This window comes from Empedobacter sp. UBA5924 (genome assembly GCF_002431085.1).
GTDB classification, from domain to species: domain Bacteria; phylum Bacteroidota; class Bacteroidia; order Flavobacteriales; family Weeksellaceae; genus Empedobacter; species Empedobacter falsenii_B.
Map to the genome: position 1 here is coordinate 10,553 of NZ_DJDM01000004.1, position 17,851 is coordinate 28,403.

At 30.8% G+C, this 17,851-nt stretch carries 16 protein-coding genes and 1 pseudogene; 10 read left to right on the plus strand and 7 right to left on the minus strand.

The features are described from left to right. The 3 genes from B3792_RS00780 to B3792_RS00790 form a co-directional block, all read left to right on the plus strand. Window positions 1-210: hypothetical protein (locus B3792_RS00780; protein WP_291068597.1), on the plus strand; the 210-nt coding region annotated here is incomplete at its 5' end. 146 nt (window positions 211-356) lie between these two features. After that, window positions 357-2,540 (plus strand): TonB-dependent siderophore receptor, encoded by a 2,184-nt coding sequence (locus B3792_RS00785; RefSeq protein ID WP_180906587.1) that lies wholly within the window; start codon window positions 357-359, stop codon window positions 2,538-2,540. 6 nt (window positions 2,541-2,546) lie between these two features. Further along, complete coding sequence (locus B3792_RS00790; RefSeq protein ID WP_221854677.1) at window positions 2,547-3,752, plus strand: PepSY-associated TM helix domain-containing protein; 1,206 nt, start codon at window positions 2,547-2,549, stop codon at window positions 3,750-3,752. 925 nt (window positions 3,753-4,677) lie between these two features. Here B3792_RS00790 and B3792_RS00795 read toward each other — a convergent pair. The 4 genes from B3792_RS00795 to B3792_RS00810 all read right to left on the minus strand — a co-directional run bounded on the left by B3792_RS00795 (window position 4,678) and on the right by B3792_RS00810 (window position 7,655). Beyond that, window positions 4,678-4,935: a hypothetical protein gene (locus B3792_RS00795; protein ID WP_280046417.1), complete on the minus strand. Its 258-nt coding sequence runs from the start codon at window positions 4,933-4,935 to the stop codon at window positions 4,678-4,680. Continuing rightward, the gene (locus B3792_RS00800; RefSeq protein ID WP_160279566.1) at window positions 4,889-5,050 is read right to left on the minus strand and encodes a hypothetical protein; all 162 of its coding nucleotides are present in this window, start codon (window positions 5,048-5,050) and stop codon (window positions 4,889-4,891) included. The genes B3792_RS00795 and B3792_RS00800 overlap by 47 nt, the downstream gene beginning before the upstream one ends. A 510-nt stretch (window positions 5,051-5,560) precedes the next feature. Beyond that, the gene (locus B3792_RS00805) at window positions 5,561-6,712 is read right to left on the minus strand and encodes an iron-containing alcohol dehydrogenase (RefSeq protein WP_038330306.1); all 1,152 of its coding nucleotides are present in this window, start codon (window positions 6,710-6,712) and stop codon (window positions 5,561-5,563) included. Window positions 6,713-6,776: 64 nt separating this feature from the next. Continuing rightward, window positions 6,777-7,655, minus strand: coding sequence for a helix-turn-helix domain-containing protein (locus B3792_RS00810; protein ID WP_038330308.1), 879 nt, complete (start codon window positions 7,653-7,655; stop codon window positions 6,777-6,779). A gap of 282 nt (window positions 7,656-7,937) precedes the next feature. On the opposite strand from B3792_RS00810, the pseudogene B3792_RS00815 reads away from it, so the two are divergent. The 5 genes and pseudogenes from B3792_RS00815 to B3792_RS00835 all read left to right on the plus strand — a co-directional run bounded on the left by B3792_RS00815 (window position 7,938) and on the right by B3792_RS00835 (window position 13,696). Further along, a pseudogene (locus tag B3792_RS00815) lies at window positions 7,938-9,451 on the plus strand (Na+/H+ antiporter). 1,128 nt (window positions 9,452-10,579) lie between these two features. Next, a complete protein-coding gene (locus B3792_RS00820; protein ID WP_052217408.1) occupies window positions 10,580-11,215 on the plus strand; it encodes a hypothetical protein in 636 nt (211 codons plus the stop codon). Between the two features lie 439 nt (window positions 11,216-11,654). Further along, window positions 11,655-12,281, plus strand: a complete 627-nt coding sequence (locus B3792_RS00825; RefSeq protein ID WP_115000521.1) for a KGG domain-containing protein — start codon at window positions 11,655-11,657, stop codon at window positions 12,279-12,281. Between the two features lie 57 nt (window positions 12,282-12,338). Then, window positions 12,339-12,905 (plus strand): ferritin-like domain-containing protein, encoded by a 567-nt coding sequence (locus tag B3792_RS00830; protein ID WP_052217411.1) that lies wholly within the window; start codon window positions 12,339-12,341, stop codon window positions 12,903-12,905. A gap of 191 nt (window positions 12,906-13,096) precedes the next feature. Next, window positions 13,097-13,696, plus strand: a complete 600-nt coding sequence (locus B3792_RS00835; protein ID WP_038330314.1) for a Crp/Fnr family transcriptional regulator — start codon at window positions 13,097-13,099, stop codon at window positions 13,694-13,696. 228 nt (window positions 13,697-13,924) lie between these two features. On the opposite strand, the gene B3792_RS00840 is transcribed toward B3792_RS00835, so the two are convergent. The 3 genes from B3792_RS00840 to B3792_RS00850 are packed head-to-tail and all read right to left on the minus strand — an operon-like array spanning window position 13,925 to window position 15,575. Then, window positions 13,925-14,269, minus strand: coding sequence for a hypothetical protein (locus B3792_RS00840; RefSeq protein WP_038330316.1), 345 nt, complete (start codon window positions 14,267-14,269; stop codon window positions 13,925-13,927). Window positions 14,270-14,275: 6 nt separating this feature from the next. Beyond that, a complete protein-coding gene (locus tag B3792_RS00845) occupies window positions 14,276-15,127 on the minus strand; it encodes an SDR family oxidoreductase (RefSeq protein WP_038330317.1) in 852 nt (283 codons plus the stop codon). A 31-nt stretch (window positions 15,128-15,158) separates the two neighbouring features. After that, on the minus strand, window positions 15,159-15,575 hold the full coding sequence (locus tag B3792_RS00850; protein ID WP_291068601.1) for a Crp/Fnr family transcriptional regulator: 417 nt from the start codon (window positions 15,573-15,575) through the stop codon (window positions 15,159-15,161). A 228-nt stretch (window positions 15,576-15,803) separates the two neighbouring features. Here B3792_RS00850 and B3792_RS00855 point away from each other — a divergent pair, with 228 nt between their 5' ends. Continuing rightward, the gene (locus B3792_RS00855) at window positions 15,804-15,947 is read left to right on the plus strand and encodes a hypothetical protein (protein WP_291068603.1); all 144 of its coding nucleotides are present in this window, start codon (window positions 15,804-15,806) and stop codon (window positions 15,945-15,947) included. A gap of 109 nt (window positions 15,948-16,056) precedes the next feature. Further along, complete coding sequence (locus B3792_RS00860) at window positions 16,057-17,808, plus strand: cbb3-type cytochrome c oxidase subunit I (protein ID WP_038330321.1); 1,752 nt, start codon at window positions 16,057-16,059, stop codon at window positions 17,806-17,808. Window positions 17,809-17,851 lie beyond the last annotated feature (43 nt).

A 17,851-nucleotide genomic window follows, 5' to 3' on the forward strand; every position in this document is an offset into this window, starting at 1 on the left:
TCTCACGTTAAGAAAATGGTTGAATGTAGCGTTAAAAAGGTTTTAGCCCGTAGGGTTTTTAAAATCTTTAGTGGAGTGAAAACATTTTTAGTAGAGAGGTTTACAGCCTTGACTTTTTGGTTACTTTTTAGTCAAGTAAAAAGTGACATTAATGAAAAGGAATACCTGAGCCACACCGTGGCTCCTCCTCTTAATCTCAAATGTTGTTAAAAGTGAATTTTTTTTATTTCGTTATGTTAATGTTTTTCAATTATCATAAAAAAAACTTAATTAATAAAACATGAATATAAGAAAAAACTATTAAATTAATTTAGAATAAATTAAAATAATGAAATAGCTTTGTCAAAATTTTCAAAATGAAAAAAGTAACAATAGTACTTTCATTATTATATGCGTGCATTACTTCTGCACAAGAAAAAGATTCAATACAGACAAATACATTAGGCGAAGTAATTATCAATACTTTTATAAAAAAAGATACCGATACTTCAAATAAAATGCCGTTGAAGTTTATCGAGAATCCTCAAGTTTTTTCGAGTATTGATAAATCAGTTTTAGATCATCAAGTTATTTTTACAGTAGACGATGCTTATCGTAATGTAACTGGTTTACAAAAAATGTGGAATTCTACAGGTCGATCTGGAGATGGAGGAGCTTATGTTACTTTAAGAGGTTTTGTTTCCAACAACTCTTTACGTAACGGTTTGGTAGCCCCTGTTTCTACTACTATAGATGCTGTAAACTTAGAAAGATTAGAAGTATTAAAAGGTCCTTCTGCTACAATGTTTGGTAGTAATGTTACTTCTTATGGAGGTGTTGTAAATAGAATTACAAAAAAACCGCATGAAAATTTTGATGGATCAGTAAGTATTGCAGGTGGAAGTTATAATTACTACCGTGCATCTGCAGATATTAATGCTCCAGTTACGAATGATAATAAATTAATGTTTAGAGTCAATACAGCGTATACAAATTCTGGTACTTTTCAGAAAAAAAATAGCGGAAATGAATATTTTGCTTTTGCTCCATCATTACGTTACAAACCGAATGATCGATTAGATATCAACGTTGATCTTGAAATGTACGAAAATAATGCAATGGCTGAGCAGATGTTTTTTTACTTAGCAGGTAATCCTTCTTTAGGGATTAATAATATGAAAGATTTTGAAAGAGTTTTGGGATTAGATTACAAACAATCTTATGTTGGAGATGGTCTTAAAGCCAAATCAAAAGTCAGAAATTTATTTGGTCAAATAAATTATAAAATTAACGATCATATTAAATCATCTACGAATATTAGTAATGCTTATTCTCAATCGAATGGATTTAGCCCATATTTTTATGTTGCTCCAGAAAGTACTTATACTAAAAATCCATTAGATACAGAATTAGGCGTTATGCGTGCAGATCAATCAACAAGAGATAGTAAAAAAACAATTTTCCAATTACAACAAAATTTTAATTTCGATTATACATTTGGTAAAATGAGAAATAGAACGGTTGTTGGTTTAGATTATATGCAAACCAAAAATAATCAAATGTTTATTTCTGGTGATTTTGATTGGGTTCCGTTTAAAAATGGAAATTATTCAAACATGAATAATCATACTTTACAAGATTTTTATAATACTTCGAATTCGGTTGGTGAATATCCAATAATAGGTGAATTAAATACGTATAGTGCTTATATATCAAATGTTTTTACACCAGTACAAGGATTAAATATTTTAGCTTCTATTCGTTACGAGAATAACGATTCTAAAAGAGGTAATTTATATAATAACCCAACAGAACCATATTCACAATCAGCTTGGTCTCCAAAGTTTGGATTTGTATATGAATTTGTTCCAACTAAATTCTCTGTTTTTGGTAATTACCAAAATAGTTTCAAAAGCAATGGATATTATGCCATAGATAAAGAAAATACTCAAGTTCTTTCTGATCCTGAAAAAGGAAATCAATTTGAAGGAGGTTTTAAAATGAATATTTTTAATAATAAAATTAATGCGACCTTAAGTTATTATAATATCAATGTCAAAAATTCTTTATTATATACAGGAGAATATACTGATACTTTTCAATCTGTTCAATCACAATCAGGAAAGGTAAAAAGTGAAGGGGTAGAATTAGAGCTTAATGCTTATCTAGTGAAAGGATTTTCGCTAGTAGGAGGTTTGGCTTATAATAATGCAAAAATTGAAGAAAATCCAACAGATACTTCTTTAGAAGGAACAAGACCTACAACTGCTGGTTCTGAGTGGTTAGCAAATTTTAATGCAAGTTATCAATTCTTAGATGGTAAAATAAAAGGATTAGGATTCGGAATTGGAGCAAACTATGCGAGCAAAAATCAAGTAAATAGCACCTTTTATTTACCAGAATATTTTATCGTAAATGCAAATGCTTTTTTCGATGCGAAGAAATTTAGAATAGGTGTAAAAGTAGATAATCTAACAAATGAACATTATTGGATTGGTTATACAACAGCAAATCCACAACAGTTAGTAAATGTTTCGGGAAGTCTTACATATAAATTTTAATCAAAAATGGCTTCCAAGCAAAAATCATCAAAAAAAGTAGGAAAACTGAAAAAAATATTTGGTAAACTACATCTCTGGTTTGGGTTAGTTATTGGATTAATAATTTTTATTGTTTCAGTAACTGGGGCGTTATATGTTTTCAAAGATGAATTTGAAAATATTGCTCGTAAGGATGTTATCTATCATCAAGAAAAAGATATAGAGAATAAGAAAGTTATCCCAATTCGTCAACTTGAAAAATTAGTTGACGAACAAACACAAGAAAAATATCCTATTCATTGGGTTAATATACCAATGGATAAAAACATGTCTTATATGTTCTATTGGTATGAACATGATGTAAATGCTTGGAATTATTTTGATGAATTTCCTATTTATAAACAAGCTTATGTGAATCCTTATACAGGGAAAGTTTTAAGAGTTTATGATGAAAAAAAGGGCTTTTTTAATATCGTAAAAATGATACATTGGAGTTTCTTATTAAAACAGAGCTGGGGAAGCTATGTGGTAGGAATTCCTGTTATTATCTTTATTTTTATGTTAATCAGCGGTATTGTATTATGGTGGCCAAAAAATAAAGCTGCTAAAAAACAACGCTTCTGGTTCAGATGGAAAAACATAAAAAATTGGAAACGTAAAAATTATGATCTTCATAATATTTTAGGATTTTATTCTTCAATTTTCGCTTTAATATTTTCTATTACTGGATTATTTTATGCTTTTTTCTTTATTCAAGCTGCTATTTATGTGATATTTTCGGGAGGCAATACAACTTATCCAGATTTTTCTCATATAAAAACAACTGCGCCAATTGAATTAAGACAAGAATCTACACTCGATAAGATTATTGAAACTGTAAAAACTAACTATCCTAACTCGTATGGTTTCTCTATTGATTTAGGACATGAACATATGGACGATCATGAACATCCAAATTTTGAAGTTTATGTTGCACATAAAAAACAAGTATATTACAGTAGCAGTAGTTTAATTTTTGATGAAAATTCAGGAGAATTATTACATATACATGATCCAAAAGATAAGAACTTTGGAGAGAAAGTTGTTGGAGCAAATTATGATATTCATGTTGGATCTATTTTAGGATTGCCTACAAAAATATTGGCTTTTGTTGTAAGCTTAATTTCTGCTTCTCTACCAGTAACAGGTTTTATGATATGGTGGGGAAGAAGGAAAAAAAAGAAGAAAAGTTAAGTTGTTTTTAAATAAACTTTAAGATGTCAAAGGACCTCTAATTCATTTTTTATGTGAATTTGAGGTCTTTTTTTATCAAAAGAGAATACTCATTTAGATAAATGGTTAATCAACTAACTTAAAATTCTACAGAAAATAAATGAAATTGCAAAACATTGTATTGAAGACTTAGACGATAATAAGGAATAACAAAAACCAGTTGTCATTCCGAAGTAGTGAGAACGGATGAGGCATCCTTTTTTGTTTCGTTTTTTTGGATGAGCTTCCCCGTAGGGCATATGAATACCGATAATTAAAATAGATAAGCTATGAATAATAAAATGAAAATAAAGAAAAGGAATACCTGAGCCACACCGTGGCTCCTCCTCTTAATCTCAAATGTTATTGAAAATGAATTAAAACTCCGACGATTTAGAATCGAAATGTAATTCAACTCTAAATTATTGGAATAAAAAAAGTTGGAGTGTTTGAGCGAAGCGAGTTGCCAACTTTATGAAAATAATTTAGTTAGTTGAATCATTGAGAGACTACTGTCGGCATCTTTTTTTGTTTCGTTTTTTTGGATGCGCAAAAAAATGAAAGAATAATAATGATTTAAATAGGGTTTTTAAAATCTTTAGAGAAATGAAAATATTTTTAGTAGAGAGGTTTACAGCCTTGACTTGCTTGTGCTGAGCCTGCCGAAGTATTGGTTACTTTTTAGTCTGTTCCCCGAAGGGCATATGAATACTGATAATTAAAATTTAAAATTAATGAATAAAAAAAGAACAATAAGAAAAGGAATACCTAAGCCATACTATGGGACCTCCTTCTAATTTCAAATATTTTTAATAATCTTGTTCTACGATTTCTTTGGCTAATTCAATTTTAATTCCTTTGTATTTCACGTATTTATTACATAATGTTTTAGGACAGGGGAATTGGTCTAATTCCAATTCAGTTTTAATTTAATTAGGAATGGTTTTATCATGAAATAGAAAACAATTACCCTTGTAGAAAATAAAAATGATAAATTTAATATTGCTGCATATTCTAAACCTTGTTGCATTCCTGCACCCACACTATGATTATTTTCTTTAATTTCAATAATTCCGATTGGAATATTCGGTTTATAGTATAAAATATAGTCTGCACGTTTATTTACCACGAGCAGTAAGATTTCCACAAATATGAATGCGTGCATCTGTAAAAGTCTTTTGTTCAAAATATGGATGCATTCTATCCCATCCAGCATTTTCTTTCGCAGGAGTAATTAATTTAGTACTGATATCTTTTTCAGAAAATTGACGTTTATCCATAGTAAAAGTTTAGGAAATAAATAAACAAAATCAACAAAATCAAATAACGAATAATATCAAAATAATAGATAAATATTTACGGAAACCATAGTTGTATTAATTCATCAAAATTATGTGTCATATACGACAAAGTAGGACATTTAGAGATATTATTGTACCATAATATCAAAGAATAAGATAGAGTAGAAGTAGTAAATAAGATCTAAGCTTAGGTAATGGATGTTAATGAGATATAGATCAAGTACAATAACAGTAATTTTAATGAAATAGTTAAGGATTTTGAAACTGAATAATTTTCATCAATAAATCGAATGTCGAAGAAAAAAATCTAGAAAATAATGTAATGTACCGAAAATCCTTTAAAACAGTTAACACCGAACGAACACCGAACGAAGTACGGACAAACACCAAACAAACCTAACAGAAAATTTTTCGGTTAAGATAGAATTAAAAACCTCAATTATCATTCGATAATTGAGGTTAGGAGTTATATTACAAAGTCTTAATAGATTAGTCTTGGTAAACTAAACCTTCGTAACAGATATTGTAAATTTCTTTTAACTCTTCTAAAGTTGGTACTCGTGGATTAAATCCTGTACAAGGATCAACTAAAGCATTATTAGCAATATAATCTAAGTTTTTATCCCAATCTTCTTTTGAAATACCAAATTCTTTAATCGATCCAATATTATTCACTTCGCTTCTTAACGTTTCAATAGCTTGTGCTAATTCTTCAGCCGTTGATTTTCCAATAACTTTTGCTAAATCAGGAAAACGATCTGAAACTTTTGCGTTATAACGAATAACATTAGGTAAAAAGATGGCATTCGACATACCGTGAGGGATTCCGTATAATGCCCCAACTTGGTGAGATAATGAGTGAACAATTCCTAACCATGCATTATTAAATGCTAAACCTGCCATAAAAGATGCATCGTGCATGTTTTGACGAGCTTTGATGTTCGTAGGGTTATTCACCGCTTCTTTTAAGTTATCAAAAACAATTTCTAAACCTCCTTTCGCTAAAACATCAGCGTAGTTATTTTCAATATTCGATACATAAGCTTCTACACAATGTGTTAAAGCGTCTAATCCTGTATTTGAAGTTATGTGAGCAGGCATAGAAGCACAAATTTCTCCGTCTATAATGGCAACATCCGGTGTTAATTCGTAAGAAACGATAGGGTATTTCACACCTTTTTCACGATCTGTAATTACGGCTAAACCAGTTGTTTCTGTTCCTGTTCCACTTGTAGAAGGAATCGCAATAAATTTTGCTTTTTTTCTTAACGTAGGTACAGTAAATGGTGTTGTCATGGCATCAAAATCAGCATCAGGATGTTCGTAGAAAACCCACATCATTTTTGCAGCATCAATTGCTGAACAACCACCTAAACCAACAATCCAATCTGGTTGAAATTCACGCATAGCTTCAGCACCTTTAAAACTTGTAGCTGAAGAAGGATCTTCTTCAACCCCATCAAATACAATAGTTTCTATACCAGCTTCATTTAAATATGCAATCGCCTTATCTAAAGTTCCACTTTTACGCATAGAACTTCCTCCAGTTACAATAAATGCTTTTTTACCTTTGATATTTTTTAATTCGTCTAAAGATCCAGCGCCATGAAATACTTCACCCGCAACAAATAATTTACTCATTTTATATTTTATTTTATTCGGCAAAGTTAGCGGCTAAAATGTCTTTACTATTATACAAACAGGACTACGTGTTATACATTTGAGCCAATTCTTGTTGTAATTGTGTAGGGGTTTCGTTCAATTTTGCTTTTACAAATTTATTCAAAGCAGCAGGTGAATTAAAGCCTAAATCAAAAGCAATTTCTTTATGAGGACGATCTCCAAACATCAGCTGGCGTTTAATTTCCGTTAAGATGCGGTGATGAATGGCATCAATAGCCGTTTCTCCACAATGCTTTTTCGTAATGGTGTTTAATTTTTTAGGCGTGATGTGCAATTGATCCGCATAATACTGAACCGTACGTTGAGTTTTGTATCGCTCGTTCAAGAGTTTTTTAAAATGCACATATAATTGTTGATCGCTGCTATGAGATGTCGAAAGTAAGGCGTGTTGGCCATGTACAGATTCAATCAGCGATAATAAAAACGTTTTAATAAAAAAACGTGCTTGTTCTTTCTTGATCAAACTAGGGTGGTGATAAATATCTTGTACAATTTTTACAGTGCGTAAGCCTTCTTTAAATGGTTCTTCTTCTAAAATTGTGCAATTCAATTGGGTGGATAAATTGACATTGTATACGCTAAGTTCATTCTTAAGAATATCCGAACAAAAAAGCACTTCATCAAAAAGTATAAGTTTTCCTTTTATTTGTTCAGATTGAACTTGTATTAAACTGGCCTGATGAGGGAAAATAACAGCTACTTTATGAGGACGAAGAATATGTTTATTTTCTTCAACTTGTAAAGCCAGAATGCCTTCTTCAACCATCAAGACACAAAAGTGTGTATTTTGATGAGGTATGGTATAGGGGGCTAAAGTAGCGGATGTAAAATCGAATACACGAAAAGATAAATTTTCGTCTTCTCTTTTTTGATTAAAATCTTTTAGGTGATACTGCTTCATTTCGTTTTCTTCATTCGATTTCGTTACAAAATTAGAATAAAACTATAGGATATCGAATTAAATTTGTAAATTTTCAGCGAAAAGTGGATACGAATTTTGATAACGCAGCCAATGCTTCACATACTCAATAAAATAAGATATACTTATTGCGACGAGGGTTACCTGGTAAGCGGTGTAAGAAAAGCTTTCGAGAAACTTCTTTAATCAAAAAAATCTAAAAACTAAATGCTAGAGAATCTCACATTTTACCTGATCCTAGTAATCATCACCGTTTTGCTGGTGATGCTTGCCAAAAAAATAAAAGTTGCATATCCGGTTTTGCTGGTCCTGGCCGGTCTGGGCATCAGTTTTATTCCCGGCACGCCTAAAATTCATATAGAACCTGAACTAATATTTTTTATATTCCTGCCGCCACTTTTGTATGAAGCTGCCTGGGCGACTTCTTGGAAAGAATTATGGCGCTGGCGCAGGATTGTGGTCAGTTTTGCTTTCGTGGTAGTGTTTATTACCTCTTTGGTTGTAGCTTTTGTCGCCAATCATTTTATTCCTGGATTTTCGCTGGCACTGGGTTTTTATTGGGGGGAATAGTTTCGCCGCCGGATGCCGTGAGTGCCGGAGCGATTTTGAAATTTGTAAAAATCCCGAAACGGTATTCTTCCATTCTTGAAGGTGAAAGTTTGCTGAACGATGCTTCATCATTGATTATTTTTCGCTTTGCAATGATTGCCGTTGCGACGGGACAATTCATCTGGCACGAAGTTGCCCTTAGTTTTCTGTGGATGTGTATCGGGGGTGCTGGAATCGGAATCCTTATAGGAATTTTCTTTATGAAGATGCACCGCTTGTTGCCAACTGATGCCAATATCGATATTGTACTCACAGTCGTAACGCCGTTCCTCATGTATCTTGTGGCGGAAGAGCTTCACGCTTCCGGTGTTTTGGCTGTAGTTTGTGGTGGTTTGTTGCTTTACAACAGAAGTCATTCTTTTCTGGCTACTTCATCGCGTTTAGGGACGCTAAATGTTTGGAGCAGTTTGGTTTTTTTGCTGAATGGTATTGTTTTTATGATGATCGGGCTCGATCTACCACAGATTGTTTCAGGGCTTGAAACAGATTTGTTCACAGCATTTGGTTATGGCGTTTTGATTACAGTTATTCTGGTTATAACAAGAATCGTTGCGGCTTATGGTGCCGTATTCACCACGATGATTATGCGTAATTTCATCACTGTTGCCGACCGACAAAATCCAGGCTGGAAAGTGCCTGCTTTAATCGGTTGGACGGGAATGCGCGGCGTGGTTTCACTGGCTGCCGCACTTTCAATTCCGCTGACTTTGCATGATGGAACACCCTTTCCGCACAGGAACTTGATTTTATTTATCACTTTCGTGGTCATCCTGCTTACTTTGTTGGTTCAGGGTTTGACGCTGCCTTTTCTCATCACAAAATTCAAAATTCAGGATCCTGATTTTACCCGCTCTGAAAAGGAAATCGATAATGAAATCCGGAACGAACTTGCAAAAATAGGAGTGAAAAGAATCCAGGATACCCATTTCGAAAAACTTGAAAAATTCCCGGCGATAAAGGATCAGTTACAAATCTGGGAAAATCGTGTCAACAGTTCGGAAGTCATTCTGAATTTTCCAGAATACCGTGAAGTTTACTTGGATATCATAAACCATCAGCGCGAATGGCTGATCTCCAAAAACCGTGAGGAACTTCTTCTTGACGAAGAAATTGTACGTAAACATTTAAAAATGCTCGATTTACAGGAAGAAAAACTGGGAATGCATTAATTTTTAAAAACAAAACACTTTGTTGACGTGGAGAGTTATTCTTTTGTACTAAAAGATATTACACGTGAATTTTCTTAAAGGAGGTTTTGTTCAATCGTATTTATAAGACAATTATCAAATGGATCAAATACACGGAAGACCCAATCATCCACAAACACAAGGAAAAATTGAACACTATTACAGAACCATCAAAAATGGTAAAACTTGATAATTACTTCGCTCCAGAAGAATTAAAAGCAGCTTTAGAAAATCTGTTTATCGTTACAATAATCAACGTTATCATGAGGCTTTGAATAACCATACTCCTTTGGATGTTTATTTTGGTAGTGCAGATAAAATTTTGGAACAAAGAGCAAGTATTAAACAACAAACAATTACAAAAAGAAGGAAGTTGTATTTTCAAGAAAAAATAATAAATTTATAAACCAAACACTCTCTTAATTTTTAGGAAGAAGTATCCCATTTATTTTGATAACGTACATTTTTTAAAAGTGTATAAAATCCATTAAGGAGAAATAAGAATATTTAAAAGGACTTTATTTCGTCCAAAATACCAATTTTCACTCAAATTTTTCAACTGATTTTATTAAAAATACAAATAAGGTACAAATATTTGATACAAATAACTATAATAAACCTATAACATATTTATTCTTTTGTATACTTTGAAATATTAAAAAAACCTCTTAAAACATTGATTTTAGGAGGTTTTTTAATATATTTATACTATGTTAGTATTGATGAGGTTACTTTCCGATACAGAAAGTGTAAATCCCTTTATTCATCAATAGTGTAGGGGAGTGTGGTGTAGTATTAGTGTAGTGATTTTTGTGAATAAATTAACATAAAATACTAATTCTTGCTAACTTTTTTCATATCAATAGTAAATTATTTTAATAAATCTAATAAAAAAAATTAGTATTTTAAGTGAAATAATCTCTAATTGTTTTTTTTAAAACAAATTTATTTTAGTGGAACTGTTAGTTTATGTGATTTTTTCTAAAGTACAATTGTCTTTAACCTCAAAGAACAACATATAATCTAATAATTTCTTTACTAAAAATATGACCTCAATCATAAATATAAGCAATAGATGCAGCTAATTTCGTTCATGTTAATTCATACATTATGAAAAAGTTGAAAAAATATCTAACAAAAACTTATAATGAAATTCCAAAACAAAGAGGAGGAGGCTTTCATGATACAGAAAGTAATAGATATTTCAATGATGATGGATTAATTGATGATTGTTACCAAATACTAAGATGTAGATTTCTTTCTATAAATAATTGGAAACATTTCTGTGGTGAATTTTCTGCTGATTTTAGATTGTTTGACCAAAGTGGAGCTCATGTTAATCGTTTACCAATTGTTGGAGATTTTATACGAATTGATATACCAGGACCAGGAACTTTTGGTGAAAATGGATTTGATTGGGTAAAAATAGTATCAATTTGCGAGCAAAAATCTATTGATGACAATCAAGCAAGTTTGTCTTTTATTTGTTCCCCATCTAGTTCTCCAAATAAAAAAAACAGCAAATTAATTGCTCATTTTTATAGTAAAAAGTCGACCTCAACTTTTCGAATAAGTAAAGATAATAATTTAATCAAAATAGGAGTATATGGTCGAAATGAATACCCTAACTTAAGTCATACAAACTTAATCAATTTTTTTAGAAACTTCATTATTGCTTTAGGAGGAATGTTTGGAATAGCTAAATTAGAATGGAAATGTTTATGTGAAGGCTTAATTAACTTTTAAATTAAAACTGAGATGAGAAATACATTTGTGTTGATAGCAACCATTCTAATAATTTTTTGGGGATTAATATATTTTGGATTAGGTATAAGCTATCATGGAATTGTGCATTTTCTATTATTTATGGCTTTTATTTCCTTAGTATTACGACTCCTTATTGGAAAGAAACAAGGTTAAATTAATTACTTTTACATATCACACTTATTAATGTTTTATTCTTTTTTAATACCCGCTAAATATTGCGGGTATTTTTTTTAATGTATTGATTTTAAGAATTGAAAACGTTTTTATACTATTATGATTTGAGTCATAATATCACAATCTTTATGTGAATAATTTAGCCATAGAAAGAAATCTAATTAGTATTTCAATAAAAGTTAAATCCAATTTATGTCATAATAAATACTAGTCAATTTGTGTCATAAATTACAAAACTACAATTATGAAAAGAAGTAATTCAAACAACCACAATTCGCACAGTAATTCAAACAATGCTAAATCAACCTTAGAAGAAATTTATCAGCTGGGTTATGATCATGGTTTTAATGATGCATCACAAGATGAAGATTATGATGATGATTTTTCTGATTATGAAGAAGACTATGATGATTTTATAAGCGGTTATCAAGATGATGACTATGACGATGATGACTATGACGATGATGATTACGACGACGAAGATTATGATGATGAAGATGATCAGGATAATAGAAGAGGAAATAGAAGAAGTACGCCACAGCGAGATAGTATGGGTAGATTTGTTTCTTCTAATAATCGATCTTCTGGTCGTGGTAACCGTTCTTCATCATCACGATCTAATAACCGAAGATCTACTTCTAACTCTTCTTCTAATTCTCGAAGCAATTCATCAAGAAGTGGGAATAGCAGAAATTCAGGAAGTGGATCGGGAACTTCAAAAAGAGGATTTGCTTCAATGAGCAAAGCAGAACGTACGCGTATTGCGCGTATGGGAGGTAGAGCATCTCATGGAGGTGGACGATCTTCTAATCAACGCGGGCGTTCTTCAAATTCAAGCCGTTCAGGTTTTGGAGGTAGAAGAAATGGTTAATTGTTTTATATTGCCTCTTTTAGGAGGGGCAATTTTTATTAAAAAAAATGAATAATTATGGCAAAGAAAGAGTCTCATCAAATTGATTCAATGGATAAATCAATCGAAAATATTGATGATAAAATGAAAAAATCAGAATTGCATAAATTCTTTATTTCTGCACTTAAAGATATATACTATGCTGAACATGCATTAATTGATGGATTGGAAAAAATGCAAAAATCTGCTACAACAGAAGAGCTTCAAGATGCTTTTGAGGATCATCAATTACAAACCAAAAAGCATATCAGCCGATTAGAAAAAGTTTTTACTTTACTCGATGAAAAAGCAGATAAAAAAGAATGTGAAGCAATAAAAGGATTAATAAAAGAGGCAGAAGAGATTATAAAATCCACTAAAGACGGATCGATGACGCGTGACGCGGCTTTGATTATTGCTGCTCAAAAAATTGAACATTATGAAATTGCAACGTATGGAGGACTTGTGCAGTTAGCTTTGACAATGGAACATGAAAAGGTTGCTGATTTACTTGAAAAAACATTGTCTGAAGAAGAAGAAACGGATGATAATCTTACTGAAATTGCTGAAACTTTAATCAATTTTGAAGCGGAAGAAGAAAATTAGTTCTGTGATTAGATCTCTTATTAATATTTATTCATAATAATTATTAATAAGAGATCTTTTTATTTGAAAAGGATTGTACTGATAAAGTTTAACATACTCATTTATCCTATGGTATACTTATTGATTCTTTTTAAAACGATTTACTGCCTCTATTACTATATTTTAAAAACAAACCACAAAAGATTAATACTATGCTTATTGATGAAAAATTATTGTATCAGTTTGGTGCTGAAAGAGTCTATTTTAAGAATGGAGAGACTGTATTTACGGAAGGTGCTCATCCTTCTTTCTATTATCAGATTATTGTAGGAAAAGTTAAAGTTAATCATTTTAATGAAGAAGGAAAAGAATCTATACAAAACATTCTATTACCAGGAAATAGCGTAGGAGAATGTTTCTTGTTTTTAGAAAGATTGTACCCGATGAACGCTCAAGTTATAGAAGATACCGTATTTTTAAGATTAAGTAAAACTAATTTTTTAGAATTATTGGAATCTAATCCTTGCTTATACATAAATCTTAGTCGTTGTATGTCAGAGAAATTGCATTATAAGTTTCTTATGATGCAAAATAACTCCATTAATAACCCCATTATTAGAATGAAAGGATTATTGGATTATTTGAAAAATAATGCTATAGAATCAACAGTGCCTTTTTCTTTTAAAATAGATTTAACACGACAGCAATTAGCTGGTATAACAGGAATGTGTGTAGAAACTGTAATTCGAACGGTCAAGTTAATGGAATCTCAGAATATGTTAAGGTTACAAAAGGGAAAAATACTGTATTAAAAAGAATTTGTTAAACTCCTAAAAACAACTATTATGTTCCCACAATTTAAAGAATTTTTTTTATCTAGCCTGCATATTTTCGCTTATATAATAATGCTTATAGGAGGATGGGTATTTTTATTTTTTTGGCTCAAAAAAAGAAAAAAGAGAAGAAATAGTAGAAAATAATTTAATTATTTTTATTAGCCCATTATTATTTGTATACAATTAATAATGGGCTAATGTTATTTATAAATCTCTGTGTATCAATGTTATTAACTCTTGTTCTTTTTTTACTTTATTGTAAGAAAATTTTGAATAAAAATGAATTAACATTTTTTTTGTTAGACAGATTTCTCCATGTGAATAATTATTCTTGTCAAGAAATTTGATTACTGATGTTTTGTAGTCAGTAATTATATTTTCAAAAAAATCTTTTTTTTGTTTACATAAAGTAGTTTGACTAATTTTCTCAAGTGATTTAATAATAAATGGGGGATCAAGAATCAAATGTGCAGTTGTAGTTCCAAAAATAAATTCATGAATTAAACATAAAAATTCATGTTCTGAATGAGTATTATCTGATTTTTTCATATTTCTTTAGCCGTTTATGATTTCTCCACCATTTGGATGGATTACTTGTCCCGTAATAAATCGAGCATCTTCTGAAGCTAAAAATAAAAAAGCAGGTGCAATTTCATTTGGCATAGCAGCTCTTTCCATAGGTTTGTCACTTCCAAATGTTGCAATTTTTTCAGGTTCAAAAGAAGACACAATAAGAGGTGTCCAAACAGGACCAGGTGCAACAGCATTTACTCTAATTTCTTTTTTTACTAAATTAGCAGATAAGCTTCTTGTAAATGAAACGATAGCTCCTTTGCTGGCAGCATAATCAATTAATTTTGGACTTCCCCTATAAGCAGTAACTGAAGTAGTATTGATGATGGTGCTTCCTTTTTGCATATAAGGTAAAGTGTATTTTGTCATCCAGAAATATGAGAATACATTGTTTTTAAATGTTTTTTCTAGCTGCTTCGTTGAAATTTCTTCTAATGTTTCACATTCCCAATGTAAAGCTGCATTATTAATTAAGATATCAATTTTATGAAATGATTCAATAGTTTTTTCAACTGCAATTTTACAATTTTTCTCAATAGACAAATCGCCTTTTATTATTTTACAATTGACATTAAATTTCTCAATTTCTTTTTTAGTCGATAACGCCTCTTCTTTTTCATTTAAATATGCAATTGCGATATCTGCACCTTCTTTAGCGAAAAGTAAAGCTGTAGCTTTTCCAATCCCACTATCTCCACCTGTTATTAAGGCTGTTTTTCCAGCCAATTTTCCTTCTTGCGGATATATAATTGGATATGTCTCGGGAATTGGTTGCATTTTTTTTTCTTTTCCTGGTCTGGTTTGTTGTTGATTTGCTTGTTGTAATTTTTTCATTTTTATTAGTTTTAATGTTTATAAAAAATATTCACTTATAATTATCTATTCCAAGTTTTCTGATTGATAAATGTTGAATCATAATAAATTTATGAAACAATTTTTCGCTCATACATTTACAAATATTACCATACAAATGAGGATGTTTTTCTAAAAGATTATGAAAACTTACTTTCTCTAATTTTAATATGTCACAATCTACAATTGCCTGAATTGTAATAGTATATAGATCTTCCGAAAATAGAAATGACTCACCTAAACTTTGTCCTTTAGAAAGCTGAGTTTCTAAAACTATTTTTTCGTGTTGATAATTTTTTCTCTTTACTTTTCCACTTTGTATTTGTAGATAAAATTTTGCTGTTATGCCTTTTTTAATAATAAATTCTCCTGGTTTGTAGGTTTGCTGAGTTGCACCAAATTCAAATAATAAATCTTTGTCTATTAACATATCCTAAGTTTTTAAAGTAGTTTTAACCAATCTACTTTGATTTTTTAGTTCTATTTATGAGTACAATCATAACCTTATCAGTTTTCTACTTCTAATTTTGACACACAATATGATGAGTCGATTGTCATTGTGTATTGTTTAATCACAAAAAGATATTTTATGAAAACTATTGCAGTCATTACATTCTTATTCGTTTTATCAGCTATTAGCTGTAAACCAAGAAATGAAGTGTTACCGAATCAGAAAGATTCTATTATTACACATGATAGTATATTATTAGGTGAGTATCCAATGTCTCCTGACTCTGCTGATACTATACTTCCAGTCGATAGCACATCTTACGATGTCGACTCTATTAAGAGAAGTCGATAAAATATCTATTTGTGTTAGGAGAATTCCTATAAATATTAGGAATTCTCTTTTTTATTAAAGAGATCAATTCTGTATTGGATCTCAATATTTAAATTTTAATACTTCGATTATGGAAGGTGGATCATTACTACAAGAAAATGGAGTTCAAATTACCATTTTTTTAATATTTGCAATTGTCTTTTCAGGCTTGCTTATCATTATTTTTAGACTTTTAGGAATTTATGGTACTCTAATAAAACGAAAACAAGCACAAGAACTTGAAAAAAAATTAGAAAGCCTTTCTAAAGAAGAACGTTTAGTTTATAACCAAAAAGAAAATTTCTTAAAATTAAATCTTACATCACATAACCTTTCAGAGAATTACATTGTTTCGGATGAAAATGGTATTGTAAGAAATATTAATATAGTGGAAGAGCTGAGAGTTTTTCCTGTTAAAAGAAGAACTTCAAGTTTTCAAAGATACATAACAAATGATTTAAGCAAACTCATCTTATATTTTTTAGGTACAGCTACTTTTTGGTTGATTATTGGAACAACATTTGGCCTTTATTTAGGAATTAAATTTGTTGTACCAGATTTAGATCACGTAAGCTGGCTTAGTTTTGGACGAATGAGGCCTTCACATACAAATTCCGTTTTTTGGGGATGGGCATCTTTGGCCATGCTTGGTTTTGCTTACTATGTAATACCAAGAGTAAGCAATATCGAAAATTTTAATTTAAAGCTTGGTTATCTTTCTCTCGTTTTAGTTAATATGGCTGTTTTAGTTGGGACTATATTTTTACTTGCCGGAATTAATAATGGTGGTGGGGAATATAGGGAATATATATGGCCAGTCATGTCCGCTTTCGCTTTAGGAGTAGCAGTTTCTTTGTACAATTTTTTTAGACCAATTGCTAAGCGCAAAACAAAAGAAATTTATATATCAAATTGGTATATTGTTTCAGGAACAATGTTTATTGTTGTCGTTCTTATAGTTTGTTATTTACCTTTTTGGCAAAATGGAATGGGAGAAACTATAATGCAGGGTTATTATATGCATCAAGCAATTGGGATGTGGTTTATGATGATTAATTTGGGATTGATGTACTATTTTCTTCCACAACAACTCAATAAACCTATTTATTCGTATAGTTTAGGAATTCTAGCATTCTGGACACACACCTTATTTTACACATTGATAGGAACACACCATTTTATTTTTAGTGCTATACCTTGGAGTCTCCAAACAACTGCAATAGTCGCAAGTGCTGGAATGTTAATCCCTGTAGCTGCAGGTACAGCAAATTTTTTATTAACATTTAATGGAGCTTGGTATCAATTGAAAACTAGTTACACTTTGCCTTTCTATTTTATGTCGATTATTTTTTATTTTACAGGGTCTTTTCAAGGAACAGTAGAAGCGTTTCGATTCACCAATTTATTATGGCATTTTACAGATTTTACTGTTGCTCATTCTCATTTAACAATGTATGGCATTATCACGTTTATGCTGTGGGGGTTTTGCTATACGTTAGTACCAAGATTAACAGGTAAAGAGCCTCCAAAATTATTAGTTGGTATACACTTTTGGTTGGCTTTGATTGGATTATTATTCTATGTTATTGCACTCATGATTGGCGGAACAGGTACAGGACAACTATGGATGGATAAAAAACCTTTTATTCAAGGAGTCATCAATATGGGACCTTATTGGCTCTGGCGAGCAATAGGAGGTACTATGATGTGGTTTTCTCATTTAATCTTTGCTTATAATTTTTATAGGATGATAAAAAAAGGAGAAAACACTACAATTCCAGTAACTCCTTCTGAAATATTAGCGGCGAAGAAACAGCATAGTGAAAAAGAGTTTAATCTTTAAATAAATTTATATGTCATTTTTTAATAATCATAAAACTCTTTTT